The sequence below is a fragment of the Acinetobacter sp. NCu2D-2 genome (assembly GCF_001647675.1).
Classification (GTDB): domain Bacteria; phylum Pseudomonadota; class Gammaproteobacteria; order Pseudomonadales; family Moraxellaceae; genus Acinetobacter.
The window spans coordinates 82,824-104,120 of record NZ_CP015594.1; the positions used below are offsets into that span (position 1 = coordinate 82,824).

General features: G+C 40.8%; 18 protein-coding genes, 2 tRNA genes and 3 pseudogenes. 13 read left to right on the top strand and 10 right to left on the bottom strand.

The genetic code is table 11. The features are described from left to right. Positions 1-106 precede the first annotated feature (106 nt). The 6 genes from A3K93_RS14870 to ahpC all read left to right on the top strand — a co-directional run bounded on the left by A3K93_RS14870 (position 107) and on the right by ahpC (position 4,705). Positions 107-265, top strand: a complete 159-nt coding sequence (locus tag A3K93_RS14870) for a hypothetical protein (RefSeq protein WP_157883244.1) — start codon at positions 107-109, stop codon at positions 263-265. Between the two features lie 21 nt (positions 266-286). Next, positions 287-457 carry a hypothetical protein gene (locus A3K93_RS14875; RefSeq protein WP_157883245.1) on the top strand — a complete coding sequence of 57 codons (171 nt, stop codon included), beginning with the start codon at positions 287-289 and terminating at the stop codon, positions 455-457. A 243-nt stretch (positions 458-700) separates the two neighbouring features. Next, the gene (locus tag A3K93_RS00360) at positions 701-1,783 is read left to right on the top strand and encodes a DUF475 domain-containing protein (protein ID WP_067727910.1); all 1,083 of its coding nucleotides are present in this window, start codon (positions 701-703) and stop codon (positions 1,781-1,783) included. A gap of 155 nt (positions 1,784-1,938) precedes the next feature. Then, positions 1,939-3,303: an MFS transporter gene (locus A3K93_RS00365; RefSeq protein WP_067727911.1), complete on the top strand. Its 1,365-nt coding sequence runs from the start codon at positions 1,939-1,941 to the stop codon at positions 3,301-3,303. A 51-nt stretch (positions 3,304-3,354) separates the two neighbouring features. Further along, positions 3,355-3,930: a single-stranded DNA-binding protein gene (gene ssb, locus A3K93_RS00370; protein WP_067727912.1), complete on the top strand. Its 576-nt coding sequence runs from the start codon at positions 3,355-3,357 to the stop codon at positions 3,928-3,930. Between the two features lie 211 nt (positions 3,931-4,141). After that, positions 4,142-4,705, top strand: coding sequence for an alkyl hydroperoxide reductase subunit C (gene ahpC, locus A3K93_RS00375; RefSeq protein WP_067727914.1), 564 nt, complete (start codon positions 4,142-4,144; stop codon positions 4,703-4,705). Positions 4,706-4,763: 58 nt separating this feature from the next. On the opposite strand, the gene A3K93_RS00380 is transcribed toward ahpC, so the two are convergent. The 6 genes and pseudogenes from A3K93_RS00380 to A3K93_RS00405 all read right to left on the bottom strand — a co-directional run bounded on the left by A3K93_RS00380 (position 4,764) and on the right by A3K93_RS00405 (position 10,940). After that, a complete protein-coding gene (locus A3K93_RS00380; protein ID WP_067727916.1) occupies positions 4,764-5,687 on the bottom strand; it encodes a LysR substrate-binding domain-containing protein in 924 nt (307 codons plus the stop codon). Positions 5,688-6,201: 514 nt separating this feature from the next. Further along, positions 6,202-6,429, bottom strand: a pseudogene (locus tag A3K93_RS00385) (transposase domain-containing protein); the annotation flags it as partial. A 104-nt stretch (positions 6,430-6,533) separates the two neighbouring features. Then, positions 6,534-8,195, bottom strand: a complete 1,662-nt coding sequence (gene ltrA, locus A3K93_RS00390) for a group II intron reverse transcriptase/maturase (RefSeq protein ID WP_067731626.1) — start codon at positions 8,193-8,195, stop codon at positions 6,534-6,536. 575 nt (positions 8,196-8,770) lie between these two features. Beyond that, a pseudogene (tnpC, locus tag A3K93_RS00395) lies at positions 8,771-10,150 on the bottom strand (IS66 family transposase); the annotation flags it as partial. A gap of 74 nt (positions 10,151-10,224) precedes the next feature. After that, positions 10,225-10,560 (bottom strand): IS66 family insertion sequence element accessory protein TnpB, encoded by a 336-nt coding sequence (gene tnpB / locus A3K93_RS00400; RefSeq protein ID WP_067727917.1) that lies wholly within the window; start codon positions 10,558-10,560, stop codon positions 10,225-10,227. Then, the gene (locus A3K93_RS00405; protein WP_067727918.1) at positions 10,557-10,940 is read right to left on the bottom strand and encodes a transposase; all 384 of its coding nucleotides are present in this window, start codon (positions 10,938-10,940) and stop codon (positions 10,557-10,559) included. The genes tnpB and A3K93_RS00405 overlap by 4 nt, the downstream gene beginning before the upstream one ends. Before the next feature lie 203 nt (positions 10,941-11,143). Here A3K93_RS00405 and A3K93_RS00410 point away from each other — a divergent pair, with 203 nt between their 5' ends. The 3 genes from A3K93_RS00410 to A3K93_RS00420 all read left to right on the top strand — a co-directional run bounded on the left by A3K93_RS00410 (position 11,144) and on the right by A3K93_RS00420 (position 14,565). Beyond that, positions 11,144-12,019 (top strand): pirin family protein, encoded by an 876-nt coding sequence (locus A3K93_RS00410; protein WP_067727919.1) that lies wholly within the window; start codon positions 11,144-11,146, stop codon positions 12,017-12,019. A 388-nt stretch (positions 12,020-12,407) separates the two neighbouring features. After that, positions 12,408-13,715: an FAD-dependent oxidoreductase gene (locus A3K93_RS00415; RefSeq protein ID WP_067727921.1), complete on the top strand. Its 1,308-nt coding sequence runs from the start codon at positions 12,408-12,410 to the stop codon at positions 13,713-13,715. Between the two features lies 1 nt (position 13,716). After that, entirely contained in the window at positions 13,717-14,565 is an 849-nt protein-coding gene (locus tag A3K93_RS00420; protein WP_067727922.1) for an SAM-dependent methyltransferase, read from the top strand. Between the two features lie 54 nt (positions 14,566-14,619). Here A3K93_RS00420 and A3K93_RS00425 read toward each other — a convergent pair. The 4 genes from A3K93_RS00425 to A3K93_RS00440 form a co-directional block, all read right to left on the bottom strand. Next, a tRNA-Thr gene (locus tag A3K93_RS00425) sits at positions 14,620-14,695 on the bottom strand. A gap of 184 nt (positions 14,696-14,879) precedes the next feature. Next, on the bottom strand, positions 14,880-15,107 hold the full coding sequence (locus A3K93_RS00430) for a hypothetical protein (protein ID WP_067727924.1): 228 nt from the start codon (positions 15,105-15,107) through the stop codon (positions 14,880-14,882). A 223-nt stretch (positions 15,108-15,330) separates the two neighbouring features. Continuing rightward, positions 15,331-16,050 (bottom strand): hypothetical protein, encoded by a 720-nt coding sequence (locus A3K93_RS00435; RefSeq protein ID WP_067727925.1) that lies wholly within the window; start codon positions 16,048-16,050, stop codon positions 15,331-15,333. Positions 16,051-16,306: 256 nt separating this feature from the next. After that, positions 16,307-16,397 (bottom strand) — tRNA-Ser (locus A3K93_RS00440). 117 nt (positions 16,398-16,514) lie between these two features. On the opposite strand from A3K93_RS00440, the gene A3K93_RS00445 reads away from it, so the two are divergent. From A3K93_RS00445 to A3K93_RS00460, 4 genes and pseudogenes are all read left to right on the top strand, one after another. Further along, positions 16,515-18,395: a potassium transporter Kup gene (locus A3K93_RS00445; RefSeq protein ID WP_067727926.1), complete on the top strand. Its 1,881-nt coding sequence runs from the start codon at positions 16,515-16,517 to the stop codon at positions 18,393-18,395. Between the two features lie 257 nt (positions 18,396-18,652). Next, positions 18,653-19,159 (top strand): annotated as a pseudogene (locus A3K93_RS00450) (DNA/RNA non-specific endonuclease); the annotation flags it as partial. A gap of 168 nt (positions 19,160-19,327) precedes the next feature. Next, complete coding sequence (locus A3K93_RS00455; RefSeq protein WP_157883246.1) at positions 19,328-20,239, top strand: DNA/RNA non-specific endonuclease; 912 nt, start codon at positions 19,328-19,330, stop codon at positions 20,237-20,239. Positions 20,240-20,286: 47 nt separating this feature from the next. Next, positions 20,287-21,252, top strand: a complete 966-nt coding sequence (locus A3K93_RS00460) for a DNA/RNA non-specific endonuclease (RefSeq protein WP_067727928.1) — start codon at positions 20,287-20,289, stop codon at positions 21,250-21,252. Positions 21,253-21,297 lie beyond the last annotated feature (45 nt).

Below are 21,297 nucleotides of genomic sequence, written 5' to 3' on the forward strand. Positions count from 1 at the left end.
ATGTAAGATTCACTCAAATTGCATGAATAGAAGACGATCTTATTGATCTCACAAATTTTTTATTCAACATTAAAATATTAAAACAAAAATTAAAAGGAACACTGGGGTGAAATTAATTTATGCCTTGCCATTGCTGAGCTTTCTATTGACCGCTTGTGGTACCGAACAGACCGAATCAGCTAAAACTTACGACAATTTGGCACAGGCTCAAGCTGCGATTCACTTTGAAAATGGCAAAATCGATGATCTGATTGCTCAGTTGTAATATGCACAGTCCGAAGACGAAATGAAAAATCTGATGTGCAAACTGATTCCTAAACAATATGACAAAGTCGCTGCTTTGATTGATGAAAACCAACAGCATATGACCGCTTCAGATCATGCAATTTTGGCAGATATGCGACACATGATGAATGAGCATAAAACAAAATTTTTAAACAGTGATAAGTGTCGATAAATCGGATTATTTTTGCGGTGAATGATATTTCTTAAACTCTAAGAAAACGTTTAAGGGTATGGTGCTTAAGTGTTTGGCGTGGTGAAAATTCTCTACATTTTAATTTTGGTTTTTAGCAGGGATTAAGTTCATAATACGCTCATTTAAGATGAAGGTTTAGGCAGCAGTGCTTAAGCCTGCACGAATCATGGATATGTCACGCATATCTAAGGTTCATCCAAATTTATATTTAGGTCGTTTTGTATGTTGAAACATTTTGGTTTCTCAATTGCATTTTCGGTCGTGTGTTTAGGTCTAGCAGCGTATTGGGGCTTTGCCCATCACCCAGAAGCGGGTGTACAGGCTATGATCACTGCACTGACCTTGACTGCAATTTTAGCAGTCATGGAAGTGTCATTGTCATTTGATAATGCGGTAGTGAATGCCTCAGTTTTACGTGGTTGGAATCATTTCTGGAAAATGATCTTCTTGACCGTCGGTATTTTGATTGCTGTGTTCGGTATGCGTTTGATCTTCCCAATCGTCATCGTGGCAATGACGGCTGATATGGGTATGCTTGAAGTGGTCAATATGGCCCTGAATGATCCTAAGAATTATTCAGAACGACTGATTGCCCATCATGCTGAAATTGCAGCCTTTGGTGGTTCATTCCTATTATTGGTATTTCTGAACTTCTTCTTGGATGAAGGTAAAGATACCCATTGGTTCCGTTGGTTAGAACGCCGTTTGGCGCACCTTGCCAATGTACCTGCGATGTCCGTATTCCTTGCACTAATCACACTTTTAGTTATGGCTGCTTATGTTGAAGAAGCTAAACGTCTTGTGGTGGTAATGGCAGGGATCTGGGGTATCGTGATTTATATCGGTGTACAAGTGCTAGGTCATTTGCTTGGCGGTGAGCCGGAAGTGGATGAACAAGGCAATGCCATCGCACATGACTCAAATGGTGCAGCAACAGGTGTAATCAAAGCAGGTTTAGGTGGTTTTATCTATCTAGAAGTTCTCGATGCATCATTTAGTTTTGATGGCGTGATTGGGGCATTTGCGATTACCTCAGACGTCGTCATCATTATGCTAGGTCTAGCGATTGGTGCAATGTTCGTACGTTCAATGACTATTTACTTGGTTGATAAAGGTACATTGGATGCTTATATCTACCTTGAGCATGGTGCGCATTATGCCATTGGTGCATTGGCGTTCATTATGATTGCTAGTGGTACAGGTCTGCATGTGCCTGAAGTGGTGACTGGTTTAATCGGTGTCGCATTTATTGTGTGGGCTGTGATTGCCTCGATTCAATACAATAAGCGTTTAGAACAGTCTTAACTGATTTAAATATAAAAATGAAAGCGTAGCCTCGGCTGCGCTTTTTTGTTTTTCAGATACAGTTCATTTTTATTTCAAATAAAAATCATGCCTTGCTTTGAGTTGAATGTCCTATAATCACTGCTCAAGATCAACTCAATCGACTGCCATAATTTATGATGAATGCTTTAGAACGTCGTTCAACCTTTGCCTTGAGCAGTATTTTTGCACTGCGCATGCTTGGGCTGTTTATGATTATTCCTGTGTTTTCAGTTGCGGGGCAATCATATCAGTATGCCACGCCTGCGCTGATTGGTTTGGCAGTTGGGGTATATGGTTTAACACAGGCAATTTTACAGATTCCATTTAGCTTAATTGCTGACCGTTATAGCCGTAAACCGCTTGTGGTATTGGGTTTGCTGATGTTTGCCTTAGGTGGTGCGATTGCTGCGATGTCAGACACCATTTATGGCGTGATCATTGGTCGTGCCATTGCAGGTGGTGGTGCTGTGTCTGCTGTGGTGATGGCACTTCTTGCCGATGTCACACGTGAAGAAAATCGCATGAAAGCCATGGCAACCATGGGCATGAGTATCGGTTTATCTTTTGTAGTGGCATTTAGTCTTGGACCTTGGTTAACGGGTTTAGTCGGTATCTCAGGGTTATTTTGGGTGACGACTATTATGGGGTTGGCAGCGATTTTGATGTTGTTGCTGGTACCAAAAGTCACACGTCATCATCGTAATTTCCAACAAGGATATATTGAACAGCTTAAACAAGTCCTGAAAATGGGCGATTTAAACCGTCTGCATGTTTCGGTATTTGCTCTGCATTTATTGCTAACCGCTATGTTTATTTACGTGCCATCACAGTTAATTGAGTTTGCCCAAATTCCATTGGCACATCATGGTTGGATTTATCTGCCTTTACTGGTGATCAGTTTATTTTTTGCCTTTCCAAGTATTATCTTGGCTGAAAAATATCGCAAAATGCGCGGTATTTTCCTGATTGCGATTGGGGGCATTATTTTAGGTTTACTGGTGCTAATCTTCGGTTATGAATCGAAATATATTTTGATTCTAGGTCTAGGGTTATTCTTCATTGCTTTTAACGTGATGGAAGCGTTATTGCCATCGTGGTTGTCAAAAGCTGCACCGATTCAATCTAAAGCGACAGCCATGGGCGTCAATGCCAGCAGTCAGTTCTTAGGGGCATTTTTTGGTGGTATGATCGGTGGTCAATTGTTGCTTTTAAACAATACTGCGCTTGGTTGGAGTATTTTATCGGCTATTGCTATACTTTGGTTGCTATTAAGTTTTAGCCTGTCCCAACCTCGCTATTTATCGAGTTTGGTGTTGAGCTTGCCTGAAGCCAAAGAAACGGATGAATGGACTTCTCAACTTTTGGCAATTCATGGTATTGAAGAGGTCGTGGTCATGGCCGAGCAACGAGTTGCATATATAAAAGTCGATAAACAGCAAATTGATGATGCTGCGCGACAACAATTAACGCACTTGTTGGGTAAAGAGGTAGCCATTTAATCATAACTCTTATAAAGTAAAATATAGAAATAGATAGGAAGTAAACGTCAGATGCGTGGTGTAAATAAAGTTATTTTAGTTGGTACTTTGGGTAAAGACCCTGAGACAAAAACTTTTGCCAATGGTGGTTCACTCACTCAGTTCTCAATTGCAACAAGCGATTCTTGGACAGATAAAAGTACAGGTGAGCGTAAAGAACAAACTGAATGGCACCGTATTGTGTTGCATAACCGTTTAGGCGAAATTGCACAACAGTACCTACGCAAAGGCTCAAAAGTATATATCGAAGGTTCATTGCGTACCCGTCAATGGACCGATCAAAATGGTCAAGAGCGCTATACCACTGAAATTCGTGGTGAACAGATGCAAATGTTAGATTCAAACCGTGCTCAAGGTGAACAGTCTGACAACGGCGGTTTCGGTCAACCGCGTTTTAATAATAACCAAGGTGGTTATGGCAACAACAATAACCAAGGCGGTTATAACAATGCACCGCAGCAAGGTGGCTATAACAATGCTCCTGCGAACAATGGTTATGGCAATAACAACCCAGGTGGTTTTGCACCAAAAGCACCTGCACCAGTGTCAGCGCCTGCTGCAGATCTAGATGATGATCTTCCGTTTTAAGCGAAGCATTTGATTCTGTGAAAGCCGCCTTAAGGGCGGTTTTTTATTGTTTGAAAAAAATAAATAATTCAGAAAAGAACTTTAGAAAAAACTTAATAAATCTAAAAATCCGATAGTTTTTATAAAAACTTACGGTTTTACCTATTTTAATAATTTTCGTATTCTAGCTTCAACGAAACAATGATCTCCCATACAGAAAGAGGAAAATCACATGAGCTTAATCAACACTCAAGTTAAACCATTCAACGCTACAGCATATAAAAATGGTCAATTTATTGAAGTTTCTGAAAAGGATATGATCGGTAAATGGTCAGTTGTATTTTTCTATCCTGCGGACTTTACCTTTGTTTGTCCAACAGAATTAGGCGATTTAGCTGATCACTATGCTGAATTCCAAAAATTGGGTGTAGAAATTTATTCAGTATCGACTGATACACATTTCACGCACAAAGCTTGGCACGATTCTTCTGAAGAAATCAAAAAAATCCAATATGCAATGGTGGGCGATGCAACTTGGACTTTAGCGAAAAACTTCGAAGTGTTAATTGAAGAAGAAGGTCTTGCTGACCGTGGTACATTTGTGATTGATCCTGAAGGTAAAATCCAAATTATTGAAATCAATGCGGGTGGTATCGGTCGTGATGCATCAGAATTACTTCGTAAAGTAAAAGCAGCACAATATGTACATGCTCACCCAGGTGAAGTTTGCCCAGCGAAATGGAAAGAAGGTGATGCGACACTTGCTCCTTCAATCGATTTAGTCGGTAAAATCTAAGCTTATCTAGATTGAAGCCCTATAAAAAAACCAGCATATATGCTGGTTTTTTTATGCTTTAATTTTTATAACCATGTCCACTTTCAGTTTTAGCTCTTAAGCCTGAAACTAAATGATCAATCAGTTTTTCCATTACCAAGCGTTGACCCTTACGCGGTGCATAGACCAGTTGAACAGTTCCCACATTTGAGCACCACTCTGGCAAAATATGCACTAAACGGCCACGTGCGATATCTTTTTCTACGGTCAGATAAGGTAAGTCAGCAATACCGAGACCATCCAAAGCAGAGTAATATACTCCAGCCAAATCATTACTTTTAACTCTTGGCTCTAAGGGAATATCAATACTTTCATAGGTATCTTGTCGGTATAAATGCCAGAGATGACGTGACTTATGTGTGCCTAGAACAATACTTGGAAATTGACTCAATTCAGTTGGATAGTGAATCTTTTGACCATTGAGTAGCTCAGGACTTGCGACTAAACAATGTGTGGTTTTAATTACATCACGTACGACAAGATTTGCATCTTCATTGGCAGTAAAGTTGGTTCGAATGGCAAGATCGACATCATCATGTAATAAGTCAATACGTCGACTACTCAGTTCCATTTCAATTTGGACTTGCGGATATTGTTTTAGGAAGCCATTTAACAAATCACGAATTTGATAACGCATCATTTCAGCAGGGCAGCTGAGCTTAATCAAACCTTGAGGTTCGCTTGTTTGCTTCAATAGCACATTATGCGCACATTCTACCTGATGAATGACTTTCTCACATTCCTGAAAAAATTCTTCTCCAAGCGGAGTTACTTTAAAATGACGCGTGGAGCGTTGAATCAAGTGGACATTAAATTTAGCTTCTAAGTCTAAAATTCGTCGGCTTAACTTTGATTTGGTAATTTCGGATGCATCGCTGGCGGCACTAAAACCTCCATGTTTGACCACTAGATAAAAATAGTAGTAATCATCAAAAGAATGCATGTTGGCTCCAAGCGTTCTGTGTGAAGAATGGAAAGAGGAAAAGACGTGAATAGTGTCAGTATCTAACTATACCGTCTAAATGCTGTGTATTTTTAGAGCTTTAATACTAAAGATAGCAAGAAATTAATCAATAGTTCGAATTTTGACAGATCATCATTCATTTATCTTAACGAACCTCAATATTTTTAATTGTTTAATAGGTTTGGTTCAAGATTATCTAAAGAATGGCTGGGAGTAGTTATACATTTTTCAACGTCACTTTGGACTCTGAGCTATTCATAATCAAAAGATTATTGTGTGATTTTTTGAATTTTGGACAGAACTTATCACTAAGCATAAATTAGTTAATAAATTAATTATATCAAACATTAAAATAGGACAAAAATATAAGTCTGGTTAATATATAATAACGATAAAATAAGATAATGTGACTTGGTTCAATATTTTAGTGTTTAAAATATCTTTATAAAAATGAAATTTAAAGTAAGCGTCCGCTGAACCCCATGCCTATTTTTTAATTCGGTTCAGGTTTCCAGCGGTGTGGTAGCAATTCTTCAATCTGAGTCACTTTATGTGTCGGCAACCTTTTCAGCACATCACTTAAATAGGCATACGGATCCAGCCCATTCAGCTTTGCTGACTGGATTAATGTCATAATATTGGCTGCTCGCTGACCGCTGCGCAGCGAACCTGCAAATAACCAGTTCTTACGTCCCAACGCCCAGGGGCGCATCTGGTTGTCGGGTAGTCAGACGCAGTTACCTACGTCCAACCCCCTAAGAACCGTGCATGCGAGTTTCCCAGCACACGGCTCAAGCCTCTGCTAAGGCGCCATTCGGCACCCGGTTATACATCGTTGACATTGGCAAACTGAACATTCCTCGGACAATACAGATGGTAAATCTCAAGATTAGCAACTGCATCCGTTCCACCATGACTTAGCTTCACAATATGACGGCTGTGCCATGGTGTATCTTTGGTGACTGGTTTAAGACAGGCGCAGCAGCGACCACCTTGTTTTAGCCACACCCGATACAGCTTGGCTCGCCCCTTTGCGGAGACCAGCATTCTTTTACCCCATCGGGATTCGAAGTACTCATCCCATGCGGGGTCATGAGGGTTAGCAGCAGCCTTGATCTTGATATGTCGCACAATTGGCGTGTCCGAGGCAGACACTAATGTGTATTGTCGCTTCCGACCATCGGCGGACTGTTCATCACATGAGAACACCCATCGACGCGCTCCTTGTACTTTGAAATACCGATCTTTGACCCATCGGAGTGTCTTGCGAGGGTGGCGACGTACAGCCCATCGCCAGAGCATTTCCCACACTGCGTTGTCTACCTGGTTGAAAACCTTCTTGGCAACGACATGACTATGATAGTTGGCCCAACCCCTTAGAGTCGGGTTGAGCAAACCGATCAAAGTGGCCTGTCGTGTCGCTTTGTTTGCATTGATTAATGCTCGCAGCTTGTCAAGGTGAGCGCTGATGTTTGCCTTTGACGGCTTGATCAGTAGCTTGCCGTTGTACTTACGTACGTTCCAGCCAAGAAAATCGAACCCGTTCCCTATGTGCGTGATTTTGGTCTTTTCCTGAGAGAGCACGAGACCGCGCTGCGCCAGAAATTCAACCACGGCAGGACGAACTTCATTTTCGAGCCACTCTTTAGAATACCCCGTGATGATGAAATCATCCGCATACCGTACCAGTTGCAGCTTTTTGCCTGTCCATTTGGCGTTAGAGAACCTCTTAGCCAGCATCGTTTCCAGTCCGTCCAAGGTCATGTTGGCCAGCACCGGGGAGATAATACCTCCTTGCGGTGTTCCGGAAAGACTGGGAAACAGCTTGCTTTGGTAGACGTAACCGGCTTTGAGCCATTTCCGTAGAATCACCTTGTCCATTGGGAGGTTGGCGATCATCCAGTCATGGCTGATATTGTCGAAACAGCCTTGAATGTCACCCTCTAGCACCCACTCCGCACTTACTTTTCTTGACAGCACACCAAAGCACTGTGCTGCAGCATCCGCGGTTGAGCGTTGCGGTCTGAACCCATAAGAGTTCCGATCAGCGATGGTCTCCGCGATGGGTTCCAAAGCCAGCAGATGGAGCGCCTGCATGGCCCGGCATTTCATCGTGGGTATCCCGAGAGGTCTCATCTTGCCATTTTTCTTCGGAATAAGGACTCTCCGAAGCGGAAGGGGCGTGTAACCTCGCCTCTTCAACGACATCATCGCACCGGTCTTGGCCTTGGGTGTATTCCAAGTCACCTTGTCGACCCCAGCCGTGTTTTTGCCTTTGTTTTCAGACACTCGTTTGACGGCCAATGCTTTGCCACTAAACGAGTGAGTCAGCAGCCATTGCAAAGCTTTCGCCTTGTTATGCCTGCCGTCTTGTACCGCCTTCACAATACGCGCTTGCAGCCCTCTGACATGACGCTGTACAGCAATCCAATCGATGCTGTCCCACGATGTGCTGGAAGGTGCACACGCTGATACTGCTGCATTCATTTGCTCTCCCTCCATTAAAAGGGTTCTACACACTCTCTTGTGATGAGAGACCATAAGGACGTCAGCCCGCTTTCGCGTGGGGTAATGTTTCAACCTCTATCCAACCCATTACAGACTGGCATTCGCTTTTTCCTCGTTCCTTCGCCCGCATCACCATGGGCAGTTTTTGCAAACTGCTTTCCCAATGGGAGTAATACGGGATTTCCACGTTCCGCTTACTGAAGTACATCGGCTTAGGTGCCTGCTATCGACCGGGAGGCGTATGGGTCACGAATGCGTAGTCGAAAGACGCAATTCCCACCTCCATTACCGTTTTGGTTCGAGCGTATCAGCCATTTCCGCTCGTTCAACTTAACGATCGTTACGCAGATTCACATGTGTTCACCATACCGATTATCTAGCCCTTGTCCGGCTATGGCTGCCAGAAGGGTACGCCTCTCACGATTGATACCCCGCACCTTGCGGTGCCTCGTTACATTGTCGAAGGCGCTCTTTATTCAGCCTTCTAGATTCACCCGGTGACACGGGTGGTTCCCGCAGGGGGAACAACTTCATTAAGCGACTTCGTGTCGCACCTCAACCCAATTATTATCTATAGGTAAATTGCCATCATCCAGATAGCGGCTTAAGGCTGGCCAACGCTTCAGAGTGTAATTGATCGCCTTGGCGGTTGGAGAACTCGATGGTACCGTCAGTTGATGTTGGTTGAGCCATTCATATAGTTGTTGCATCACTGGTTGACTATGCTGTTGTCGGTATTCGCGGCGGTCTTCCACTGTACCATCGGTCTTTTTCCTGAGTTCTGCTTCTATCGCATACAGTTTCTGAATCAGCACCAATGCCTGTGCAGCGACCTGACTTTTCCCGGTCACATGCAGTTCATGGAATTTACGACGTGCATGGGCCATGCAGCCCACCTCAATGACATCGCCTGATTTAAAGCGTGCTTTATAACCACTGTAATCATCACAGACCAGATGGCCCTGCCAGCCATTCAGGAACTCTTCTGCATGCTGACCTGAACGACTATCCTGAAAGTCATAGATCACCGCTTGAACTGGATTGTACTGTGTAGTGGCATAGGCCCAGACATAACCTTTCTTCGGTTTTTTATCATTCTCACCCATCCGCATGATGGTGACTGGTGTTTCATCTGCATGCAGCACCCGCTGTTGCAGCACCACCTGTTTTAAAGCATTGGCCAGAGGTTCCAGTTCTACACCGCAGCGACCTATCCAGTCGGACAGGGTTGATCTGGATAGATCAATTCCTGCGCGTAGAAAGATTTGACGTTGACGGTACAGCGGCAAATGATCGGCATACTTCGATACCAGCACATGGCTGAGCAGTTCAGGTGAAGCAATGCCTTTATCAATCACATAGGCGGGCATCGCTTGCTGAGTCAGGGTGTCACACTGATCACAGACCCATTTGCCACGCACATGCTGTTCCTTATAGAACTGTGCCGGTCTGAAATGCAGTTTTTCACTGATATCTTCGCCGATACGACGTAACTGGCAGCCACAACTGCATTGGGTTGATGCAGGTTCATGCTCAATACGGATGGTGTGTAGATGATCCGGCAGCAGTCGACGTTTAGGTTTGTTGACTGTGGCTTTCTCTGTCGATGCATCGGTTTTATCTGCATTCAGCCGCTCCAGTTCCAAATCAACTGCTGCGATATCCTCTTCAACCGCTTCGTCCCACAGATGGATTTGTTTTGCGGTGAGATGTTCGTTTTTACTACCGAATTTGTGCTGTTTAAATAGTGCGAGCTCATGCTCGTATTTTTGCGTGAGAATGGAAAGATGTTGAACTTTGGCATCCAATTGCTGGTTTGATTTTTCTAATTCTTGATTTGATTGTGCCAGAGACTGATGCTGCATTGCCAACTGTCTGGTAAATTCCAGCAGTTGTTCATGGGTCAGTTGGCTTAAGTCTGGCAGCGTATTCATGACCGCAGTATGCCTGAGGTCATGAGAAGAATGAAATAGAACGTTTGGAGGATGGCAGAATGGTCGAGCCTGGTTTAGAGCATTGTGACCACCTGCTGTCGTCCAATGCGCTGCCAGGGCAAACCCTGGATCAGTGCCTGTAACTGTTCCGGGCTGAGAGCTACGCTTTCACCCTGGTGAACTTTAGCCCAGTGAAATTTGCCCTGTTCCAGCCGCCGGGCACACAGCCAGATGCCCAGTCCATCATGCACCAGTACTTTCATACGATGGCCACGTTTATTACAGAACAGGTAGGCGCAATGCGGTTTGATCGAGCCAAAGGCTTTCATGATCTGCGCCATAGCCGTATCCATACCCGCACGCATGTCCATCGGCTGGGTAGAGAGCCAAATTTCATTGATACGGATCATGTTGCCAGTGCCTTGAGTAATTCTGCCAAGGCAGGTATTTCTGATGTCTGCCATTTTAGCTGAATATCATTATTCGTATGAGGCACGGTGATACACAACGTGATCCTCTCATCAATAGGTTGGCTGATTGCAGCAGTGTAAGGCAAAGCAATAAATGCTGGATTCACATGAGTAGGATCCTGCACGGCACCATCATGATGGCTGAGGATCCTGATCCAACGACTGACAAGGTTGGCATTAATACTATGTTGCAGTGCGACCGAAGCGATCGAGGTATTAGGATTTTTGCAGGCATTGACAATACTGAGTTTGAATTCTTTGCTGTATGTTCTGCGTTTTTTAGCAATAGGAGGTGTTGCTGAATATATATCCATGTTCATGGATTAAGTCCCCACTTGTTTTTAGGTGGGGACTAAATTAAGGCTTATAGGATCGCTTGGTAAGGCTGTGTTAGCCGGATGCTTACAATTTAAATCCATTGTCTCATAAATGAAATACTGAATATTAACTTGGTTATTTATTCATCATTACGTAAGGGCTAAGATAGCACCATGTTCATCCTATCTTATATAGGAGTAATAAGATGAAAAAAGTAATTGGTGTATATCGTAATCAACAAATGCATTGGGTTGGCGATGGCTTCCCAGTCAAAAATCTATTCTCCTATGATCGTTTGGGGCAAGCCATTAGTCCATTTCTGCTTTTGGATTATGCAGCTCCTTATCATTTCGATGCGACTCAAGCACAACATGGTGTAGGCTCACATCCACATCGCGGTTTTGAAACAGTGACATTGGCGTACCAAGGTGAAGTGACACATCAAGACTCAAGTGGCGGTGGTGGCACCATCCAAGCAGGGGATGTGCAATGGATGACAGCAGGTTCAGGCGTAGTACATGAAGAGTTTCATTCCAGTGATTTTGCCCAACATGGTGGTTTGTTTGAAATGGTGCAGCTTTGGATCAATTTACCTGCCAAAGATAAAATGACGACACCACGTTATCAGGCGATCACCAAAGCAGATATTCCTCGTGTGAAGCTTGAAGATGAGGCAGGACATATGCGTATCATTGCAGGTGAATATGCAGAGCACCGCGGTCCAGCCCAAACTTTTAGTGATGTCAATGTTTGGGATGGCGAGATCAAAGCGGGGCATGAAGCATTTATCAATGTGCCTTTTTTCCATAACAGTATTGTTGTGGTGTTAAAAGGTGATGTAGATATTAATGGTACGCATGTGTTGGACAGTTCTATGGTGATGTTTGGTAAAGGCACTGGAACAGGCATTCGTTTACAGGCAGATCAGGATACTCAGTTTTTAGTATTGACTGGGGAGCCATTAAACGAGCCAATCCAAGGTTATGGTCCATTTGTCATGAATAGCAAAGCTGAAATCGTGCAAGCTTTTCAGGACTTCAATAATGGTAAATTTGGTGAAATTGCTGTAGAAACAGTTTGATCTTGTAGAAAAGAAATACAAAAGCCTCTGTAAATACAGGGGCTTTTGTATTGCAATCGCTGTATGTTCTTCTTGTTATTAAGCTTATACACCGCAATTCGATCATGTGGAGGCTGATCAATCGAAGTGTTTATTATGTGATCATCTTAGTGAAAATTATATTTAAAGTAAAATAAGTTTTAATGATTGGTCAATCATAAACTCTGATTTGTAATGTATTAATCGATATAGATAAAAAAGCAATTAATTATAAAAATTCAAAGAAGGGAGAAAGAAGTCAAAATTTACTGTCCTGTTTGATTTTGGTGAAAAGCCTGCAATATGGAAGATTTTAATAACATCATTGCTCAATGCTTAGGTCATAATTTCGAAAAGTTTTTAATAATGGATGATCAGTTTGGATATCGCAGTAATTGGGAGTGGCATGGCCGGACTGGCAACAGCCAGAATTCTTCAAGATGCAGGACATCAGATTACGATTTTTGAAGCACTTCAAGGTCGTGGTATGGACAGTCATAGTCTGGAGTTTGAAGGTGGTTTAATTGATGCACCTTTACGTGTGATGAACCCTCATTTATGGAAAAACACGCTGAGCCTTGCGACTCATTTAGGCATTAAAACCTTTCCAGTGCGTACCTATATGGCATGTAGCTGGTTATTTGAAGATAAGACAGAAACATGGTTAACGACGTCACGTAGTCGAATTGGTAACTTCCCGATTATTAATAACCGTAAAGGTTTACAGCAATATGGCTGGCGTTTGGTCAAAGGTTTACTGCAACTGAAAGCGGCTTTAACCAAGTTTTTTAAATCTCAACATCAAGAGATCAGCTTGGCTGAATTCATCAATCGCAATGAAATTGAGGAAGTTTTTTGGCATGGTGCGGTGATGCCGGTACTTTATACGATTTGTACCTGTGATCCGAAAACTATTGGTGAATGGCCTGCGAAACCATTATTGATTTTCCTGCGTCAACTTACTGATGGAGATGCTTTACTTCGCATGCAAGGTGGAACACCTGCATTGGTTGATAAACTAATTGAAGGTATCCATATTGAAGATGGTGCTGCAATTACTTTGGTACAAGAGCAAGGTGATCAGGTTAAGGTAGAGAATGCGGCAGGGTATTCGAAACTGTTTGATCGTGTGATTGTAGCGACACCAACCACGAATATTGAACAATTCCTAGATGTGAACCAATTTGCTAATGATATCGAATTGCTAAAGAAATTTAAATTTGAGCAGGGTGAATTGGTTATTCATACCGATGCTTCTGTAATGCCGCCAAAACGTAAAGATTGGGCAGTTCTGAGTTATATGATGGATCGTAAATTCACTCGTCAGCAATTTACTGTTTGGCTGAATTCGATTGAACCGAGTTTAGTCGGCAAGTCTGCCGTATTCCAAACATGGCGTCCTGTGACTGAGATTGACCCGAAAAAAGTGATCTCATCTGTCACCTTAACGCGAGCAGTCGTCGATGCTGATACAGTTGCCTTGAATAAAGAGCTTCAACAACGTCACTTGGATGCCAATCGTAAAGTCTTTTATTGTGGCTCATGGTCATGTGATGGCTTACCGATTTTAGAATCTGCCGTAACCTCCGCGATGAAGATTGGTGAAATCTTTGCTGCTCCACTGCCATTTGCAGGTTTAAAACCTGTGGTTGAAGTTGCACCGCAGTTGGGCTACTAAAATGCATTTACCCAAAGCATTCAAGACCAAATTATCTGAACATAAATATGCAATTAATGCTGCAATGTTAGGTGATCAGTCGAGCTTGCCTTGGAGTAATTTGGGATATTGGCAAGCAGGTCAGCATGATTATGTGTTGGCTTGCGCGCAATTGGCAGATCATCTTGCTCAAGCTGTGAATTTAAATTCAAAAGATAAACTGCTTGATTTAGGTTGTGGGCAAGGTGCGAGTTTATTGTTTTGGCAACAGCATTATCAGGTACAATATTTGGCAGGCGTTGAGTTACAGGCACAGCATGTTGCGCGTATAAGGGAACAAATTCCTGATTTAAATGCCATTTATCATGCATCTTTTTTAAAACTGAAAGAGATCCAGTTTTCACAGAAATTTGATGTGGTGATGTGTATTGATGCGGCCTATCACAGCCCATTAATCACGTTGCTCGACAACATAAACAGTGTTTTGAATTCAAAAGCACGAATCGGATTTCACACGCTAATTTGGTCAGATCAAGGGCAACATTTAAATTCATTACAAAAATTACAATATCGAATGTTGCTAAAATCTGCAGATGTACACTTCAATGAGTTAAAAACGGCATCACAGCTAAAAAATATATTGGAACAGTTTGAATTTAAAGATATTGAGATTGAGGATTTATCAGCACAGGTCTTATCGGGTTTTGCGCATTACGTAAAACAGGATTTAAATTCAAAAGGACGCTTAAAAGAAAAAACGAGTACTAAGTTAGATGAATTTAAAATTCAAATGACGGCAAAGCTATGTGAGAAATTATTTAGAGATGGTTTTGTCAAATACGTACAAGTGACTGCACAAAGCATAAAATAGAAAAATGCGGGCTTTAAAAACATCAAAGCCTCACTAAGAAGCGAGGCTAAGAAATGGTGCCGGCACACGGATTCGAACTGTGGACCTACTGATTACAAGTCAGTTGCTCTACCAACTGAGCTATGCCGGCGTTGTGGGATGCATTCTACAGATTTTTTTTAGCCATGCAAGCCAAAAAATAACCGTTTAAATTTTTTGCGCTACTCTGCATAGGTAAAAACATTAAATCAGTGAAATAAATTGCGTAAAAATAATTTCGCCTGCATGTGGAGCTACAGGCGAAAATTTGACGAGTGAATAATATATGGAAATAATTAACGGCTTCTTAGCACTTTGTCGAGGTCTTGCGCGCATTCTTCTAAGGTGAATGCCATATCAAATTGTAACTGAGGTTTAAGTTCTTGAGCGAGGCTTCTCCATTGTTCAATGAGACGTAAAGCTTTCTGAATTTTATGTTTATTGACATCTTTGGCGATGGTCGGGGTATAACCGCCACGTTTAGCATTTTTGATCTGTTTTACATAGTTTGCGCTGTTATTCATATTCGCTCCTTAGAATAGCAGTGAACCTGAGTGGACATGAAGTGAAGATCAAGAGTGAACTAAGTCTTTTATTAAAATGGTTTTCTCCTTATTTATTAGGTTTAAATTGAACATAACATAAGTTTTGTGACAATAGAATTAAGCTATTTTTATGCCAATTTTTATAAGAAAATAAAAAAGCCACATAGTTGTGGCTTTTTTAATAAGGTCTAGAATTTAAAGATTAGAAGCGATATTTCAGACCGAAGTTATAGCTTGTGCCGTGTAGGTCAAGTGAACCGCTACGACCTTTTAATGTAGTGGTTTCATCTCCAACAGTTTCTGTGCCGCGAATGCTGGTATTTTGTGACCACTTATAACCAAGACCTGCATATGCAGCAAGTTGAGGCGTAAAGTAGTGACCTAATTCAATATTTACAGGAATGAAAATATTACGTGCTTTAGCATCGGTTTTAGTGGTTGTTTCTGTACGGTCAGTTTCTTCTCCCGTATCAGGATCAAATTCGATAGAAACGTCTGTGCTGCTATATTTTAAATCAGACCACATATAGCCAATACCTGCTTGTGCGAGCGCATAAGTATTGTTTTTATTGTAGAACGTGTATTGTCCACCAAAAGACACTTGCTCGTTTTTAAAGTCATCATCAGATTGATGCTCGTACTTAGTCCATACACCACGTTGGTCAAAATCATAAGTTGAACCAAGATGGAAACCATGAAAACGTGCTTTTCCACCAATAGCACTTGAATCTACTTTCCACCCTGTATAACCACCATGTAAGGTAAATGCATTATTGACTTGGTCAGATGCTACAGTTGTTGAAACATAGTTTGGTGTTGTCCCCAAGGCAGCAGGTTGACCATATTGCACATTCAAAGCTTGATCTGCGCAGGCAATTCCTGATGCTAAAGTTGTTAAACCAATTAAAATAAGTTTTTTCATTATTATACCCCTCAGTAATGACCTTCATGCTAACAAAAAACAATCGATTTACAATATTTTCATGATAAATAACGCAAATACTGGTGGGTCTAGTTTTTAGCTTGAATACCTTGGTTAAAATTTTATTTTTAAATATACCGTCAAATATCTCTGGATACTACAAGACTGTATAAGATTGCAAAGACGAAAAAAAAGGCTTGAACCCTTTAGATTCAAACCTTTTAGTACTACGGTATAGTCCAGTAACAAGCAATTTTGGCGGTGAAAGAGGGATTCGAACCCTCGATACGCTATAAACGTATACACACTTTCCAGGCGTGCTCCTTCAGCCACTCGGACACTTCACCATGGCGGTGCATAATATAGAAAAAACAGAATCATGCCAAGCTGAAACAATTGATTTGAAGAAAAAGTTTTAGTCTGGTGCTATGATCTGCAAAAATGCTTTAAAACGAAGACAATATATGCAAAGCACTGCACATAAAGCAGCTCTCCCAGTGGTAACACTTGCTGCGCTTGGGGTCGTTTTTGGTGACATTGGCACCAGCCCTCTCTACGCACTGCGACAATGTTTTCTTACCGCACATCTAGCGATTAGCGAAGCCTCAGTATTGGGAATTTTGTCACTGATATTTTGGTGCATCATGCTTACCGTCAGTTTTAAGTATGTGACCATTATCATGCGTGCCGACAACAATGGTGAGGGCGGAATCATGTCTTTATTGGCATTGAATCTGCGGACGACCTTAATTTCGGATGATAAAAAGATCTATCTGATTGCCCTTGGTTTTGTCGGCGCTTCACTATTTTTTGGTGATGGCATCATTACGCCTGCGATCTCCATTCTGTCTGCCATTGAAGGTCTGAGTATTGCAACGCCTGTTTTTAATGACTGGCTTATGCCTTTATCAATCGGGATCTTGGCGGGGTTATTCTTTATTCAGCGTCACGGTACAGCGACGATGGGTAAGTTCTTTGGTCCATTAACACTGACTTGGTTTTTATCTATAGGTGGTTTTGGTTTGTGGAGTATTCTGCAAACGCCTGAAGTCTTGGCGATGGTCAATCCTTATTGGGCTTTCCATTTTGTCTTTGATCAGCCTTATGTGGCGTTTCTAACTATGGGCGCAGTTATTCTCACGATGACGGGTGGTGAAGCGATCTATGCCGATATGGGGCATTTTGGACGTCTTCCGATTCGATTGGCATGGTTCATTATTGTATTACCTTGTTTACTCCTGAACTATGCAGGGCAAGGGGCTTTACTGCTTCGTGATGCCAATGCCCTGACCAATCCATTCTATATGCTGATTCCGAATTGGGCGTTGTATCCAATGATTGGTTTAGCGACAGCAGCAGCGGTCATTGCTTCACAGGCGGTCATTACTGGCGTTTTTTCAATGGTCAATCAAGCGATTCAATTACGCTATTTACCACGCTTAACCGTACGACATACTTCTGCAGTTGAACGTGGACAGATTTATTTGCCATTTATTAATTGGATGCTGTTTATCTCAGTCGTGATTCTGATTGCACTGTTTGAAAATAGTGCCAATCTAGCCAGTGCTTATGGCGTGGCGGTCACTATGACCATGCTTTGTGGAACGATTCTGATTTCGATATTGGCCTATGGTTTTTGGCGCTGGCCAATTTGGAAAGTATTGTTATTCGCGACACCATTTTTAATCCTCGATTTTATTTTCGTGGCATCGACGTCATTGAAAATTATTTCAGGGGGATGGGTGCCAATCATGCTTGGAGCAGTCCTGTTTACAGTATTGATGACATGGAAAGATGGTCGTGCATTGGTGCTGAAACGTATGGAACAAGATGCGCTGCCAATCGAGTTGTTTATTAAAAGTGTGTCGATGGGTGGTGGAACCAAATTTGTTCCGGGAGATGCGATTTTCCTGACTGGAACGCCGAATATTGTGCCACATGCTATGTTGCATAATATTAAGCATAACAAAGTTTTACATGAACGTAATATTATGGTTACGGTAGTGACGCGTGATATTCCTTTTGTGCCTGCCGATGAACGAGTTAAAGTCGAAAAGCTGGATCAACACTTTTATCGGATCTATATGTATTTTGGCTTTAAAGATCAGCCCAATATTCCTCAAGCTATGCAACAGGCCTATGCTGAATGGGACTTTGAATACGATTTAATGCAAATGAGTTTCTTTATTTCGCGTGATCGTATTATTCATACAGTTGGAGATGGCATGGCGCCTTGGCGTGAAAAACTGTTTATTTCCATGCAACGCAATACCAGTCCTGTGAGCGATTTTTACCAAATTCCGACCAACCGTGTTGTTGAATTGGGTAGCCAGATCGAAATCTAAATTTTGAAATATTGTGAAATGAAAACCAGAGCTAGTCTCTGGTTTTTTATGTGAAAAATAAAATTTAAAAATAAAGAATAAAAGACTGTTATGAATAAATACGGTGCAGGATTCAGCAAGAATGGATCTAAGTGCGACATAAAATGACGCATCAATGCTTATTTATTCAGCAAATAACGAGTGCTTGATATACTTCATTTACGCAGCTTGTTAAGCTCAGGCTCAATGCGGTAGATGTACAAAAGTAGCTGTTCAATATGGCAAAGAAGCAACGGAATTCAAAAAATTTAATTACTCAGTTTTTAAATGAAAATACGGTAAAAATCATTCTTGGCGTGGTCGCTTCAGGGAGTTTTGCAATTGCTTTTGGGCAAGAAAAAATTAGCCAATTGGTTTCGCTATCTTCAGGGTCTAATACAGCATGTCTAGATCAGTTTTATCGTGATGTTCCGCCTTATTTAGTAAAAGAAAGTCTGAAAAAAGACAGCTATTCACTGTGTTTTAATGGCTTTAATGTGGCTTATTCAGGTGTTTCAAAGACACCATTATGGGTGGCAGAGCTGTTAACGCCGTCGCGCTTAAGTCAAAAAATTCCGCGTGAAGATAATTTCCATGAGGAAGAGAGAGTTAAATCTGCACATCGTGCAACTTTAGCGGACTATCGTGCCTCAGGTTATGACCGTGGACATATGGCACCGAATGCAGATATGCCAACCAAAGCCGCACAGTTTGATAGTTTTTCGCTAGCCAACATGGTGCCGCAATTTCTGTCCATCTAATCATATCATATTTGGTATTAAGTATTTGTTTTTAAACAATTATAAAAATATGATAATCATATTTTTATATCATATAAATTTTTTATTAAGTGGATAATCGTGAAATTTAGTTTTTATTTAATCATATTTAGTATCTGCCTAAATAGTTCATTAGTGTTTGCTAAAGAAAATATTAGTGTTATAGATTATTCAGAAATTGCTAAGAAAAGACCGATAGAATTATATAGCAGTAAACAAAAACAAAATTCATTTGATGGTTGTTCTGATTTATTTCCTAAAAAAAATCCAAAAGAGACAACTGAGTTAACATATTTTAATAAAATGAAGTGGAGTATAAGGGAGTTATGTTCTGATAACTTTGCTGTAGTATATTCAGATCGCACTAAAACACCGCTTCTAGTTATTGAAAAATTAAGTGCTAAACAAATTAAAAATAAAAGTGAAGGTTTGAAACGGACAGATTTCTTTTATTCTGATCCTAGAATACCTACTAAAGGTAGAGCAAAAGCATCTGATTATAAAAATGTTCGGCCTAGCGTTGATAGAGGACATCTAGTACCAGCTGGTAATTCAATTACGGCTCGGGGTATGGCTCAAACTTTTGCATTATCTAATATTTTTCCGCAAGATTCAGACAATAATAGAGGTCCATGGAAAAAAATTGAGACTGATGTTAGAAAATATATCTTAAGATCTGAAGGAGATACTTATATTCTTTCTGGCATTATTTTCGATAAAAAAGAAAATTCAGTTAAGATCGGTAAAAATAGAGTTTGGAAACCATCTAGAATATTTAAATTAATTTATAACCCTAGCGAAGATAAAGTTTGGGTATATCTCATTAAAAATGAATCTATAAAGATTGTACCTGAACCAATATCTTATGAAGAATTTGTTACTGAGACAGGAATAAAATTTGGATTCATTAACAGTAATGGGTCTAGTTATAATTCATCTAGTCAGCCTGTTAAAGAACAAGATATATTCATTGAGAATATAAAATCAAAATTTTTGGAATGGTTGCAGAACTTTCTGCAAAGTTTAATTGTTAAAATTCTTCATTAAGAGATTATTTTAAATAATGTATATTTTTATTAATTAGTCGGATTGTTATGCCAAAACATAAAAGTCAATATAAAACTGACTCTGGTTTTTTATCTGGAAATTTTATTAAAGTAGTTTTAGCAATTATAGCAATCAGTAGTTTTGGATTAGCTTTCTATTATGATCAGGTATCAACAACTTTGGTTAAGCTCTATCCAATAGGGGATAAAAAATGCTTAGAACAGTTTTACAAAAATGTTCCACCCTATTTAAATAAAGAGAGTTTGCAGAGAGATACTTATCCATTATGTTTTAATGGTTTTAATCTGATGTACTCAGGAGTATCAAAAACTCCACTTTGGGTAGCTGAGCGTTTAACTGTTCAACGATTAAGTCAAAATGTGCCTAGAGAAGTTAATTTTCATGAAGAGGAAAGGATTCCTCTTGATTATCGTTCTAAGCTTTCAGACTATCGTGGTTCTGGATATATTCGTTGGCGTTTAGCTCCAAATGCAGATATGCCAAATAAAACTGCTCAATTTGACAGTTTTTCATTGGCGAATATAGCACCAGTTGCAAATTTAGAAGTACTAACAAAAATAGAATATTTAATACGGGGTATTGCGATTAAGAAGAATCAAGATGTATATGTGGTTACTGGACCAGTATTTGCTACGAAAAAACTTAAAACGATAGGTAGGGGGGTCATTGTTCCAACAGCAACCTATAAAGCCATATATATGCCAAAAACAGGGGTTGCAGGTGTGTACTATGCCGAAAATACCCTGAAAAATACTGTTCCAAAAGTGCAGGTGATCAGTGTATGTGCGTTGGAAGATCTCACTGGAATTAATATTTTTCCTCAGTTAGAGGAAGATCAAAAAAGAAATACATATAGTCTTCCTTTAAGCCCAAATGACTTAGCATCAGATAAAGAAATTGAATATTCTTATTGGGATGCCGAAAGTCAATGTGCAACTGATATTTCAGAAAAAGATATAAGCATGCTTCAGAAGAAGTTTAGCTTTGAATAAGTTGTTTATGATAATATCAACAAAGAAGGGCAGAGTAAAACTTGA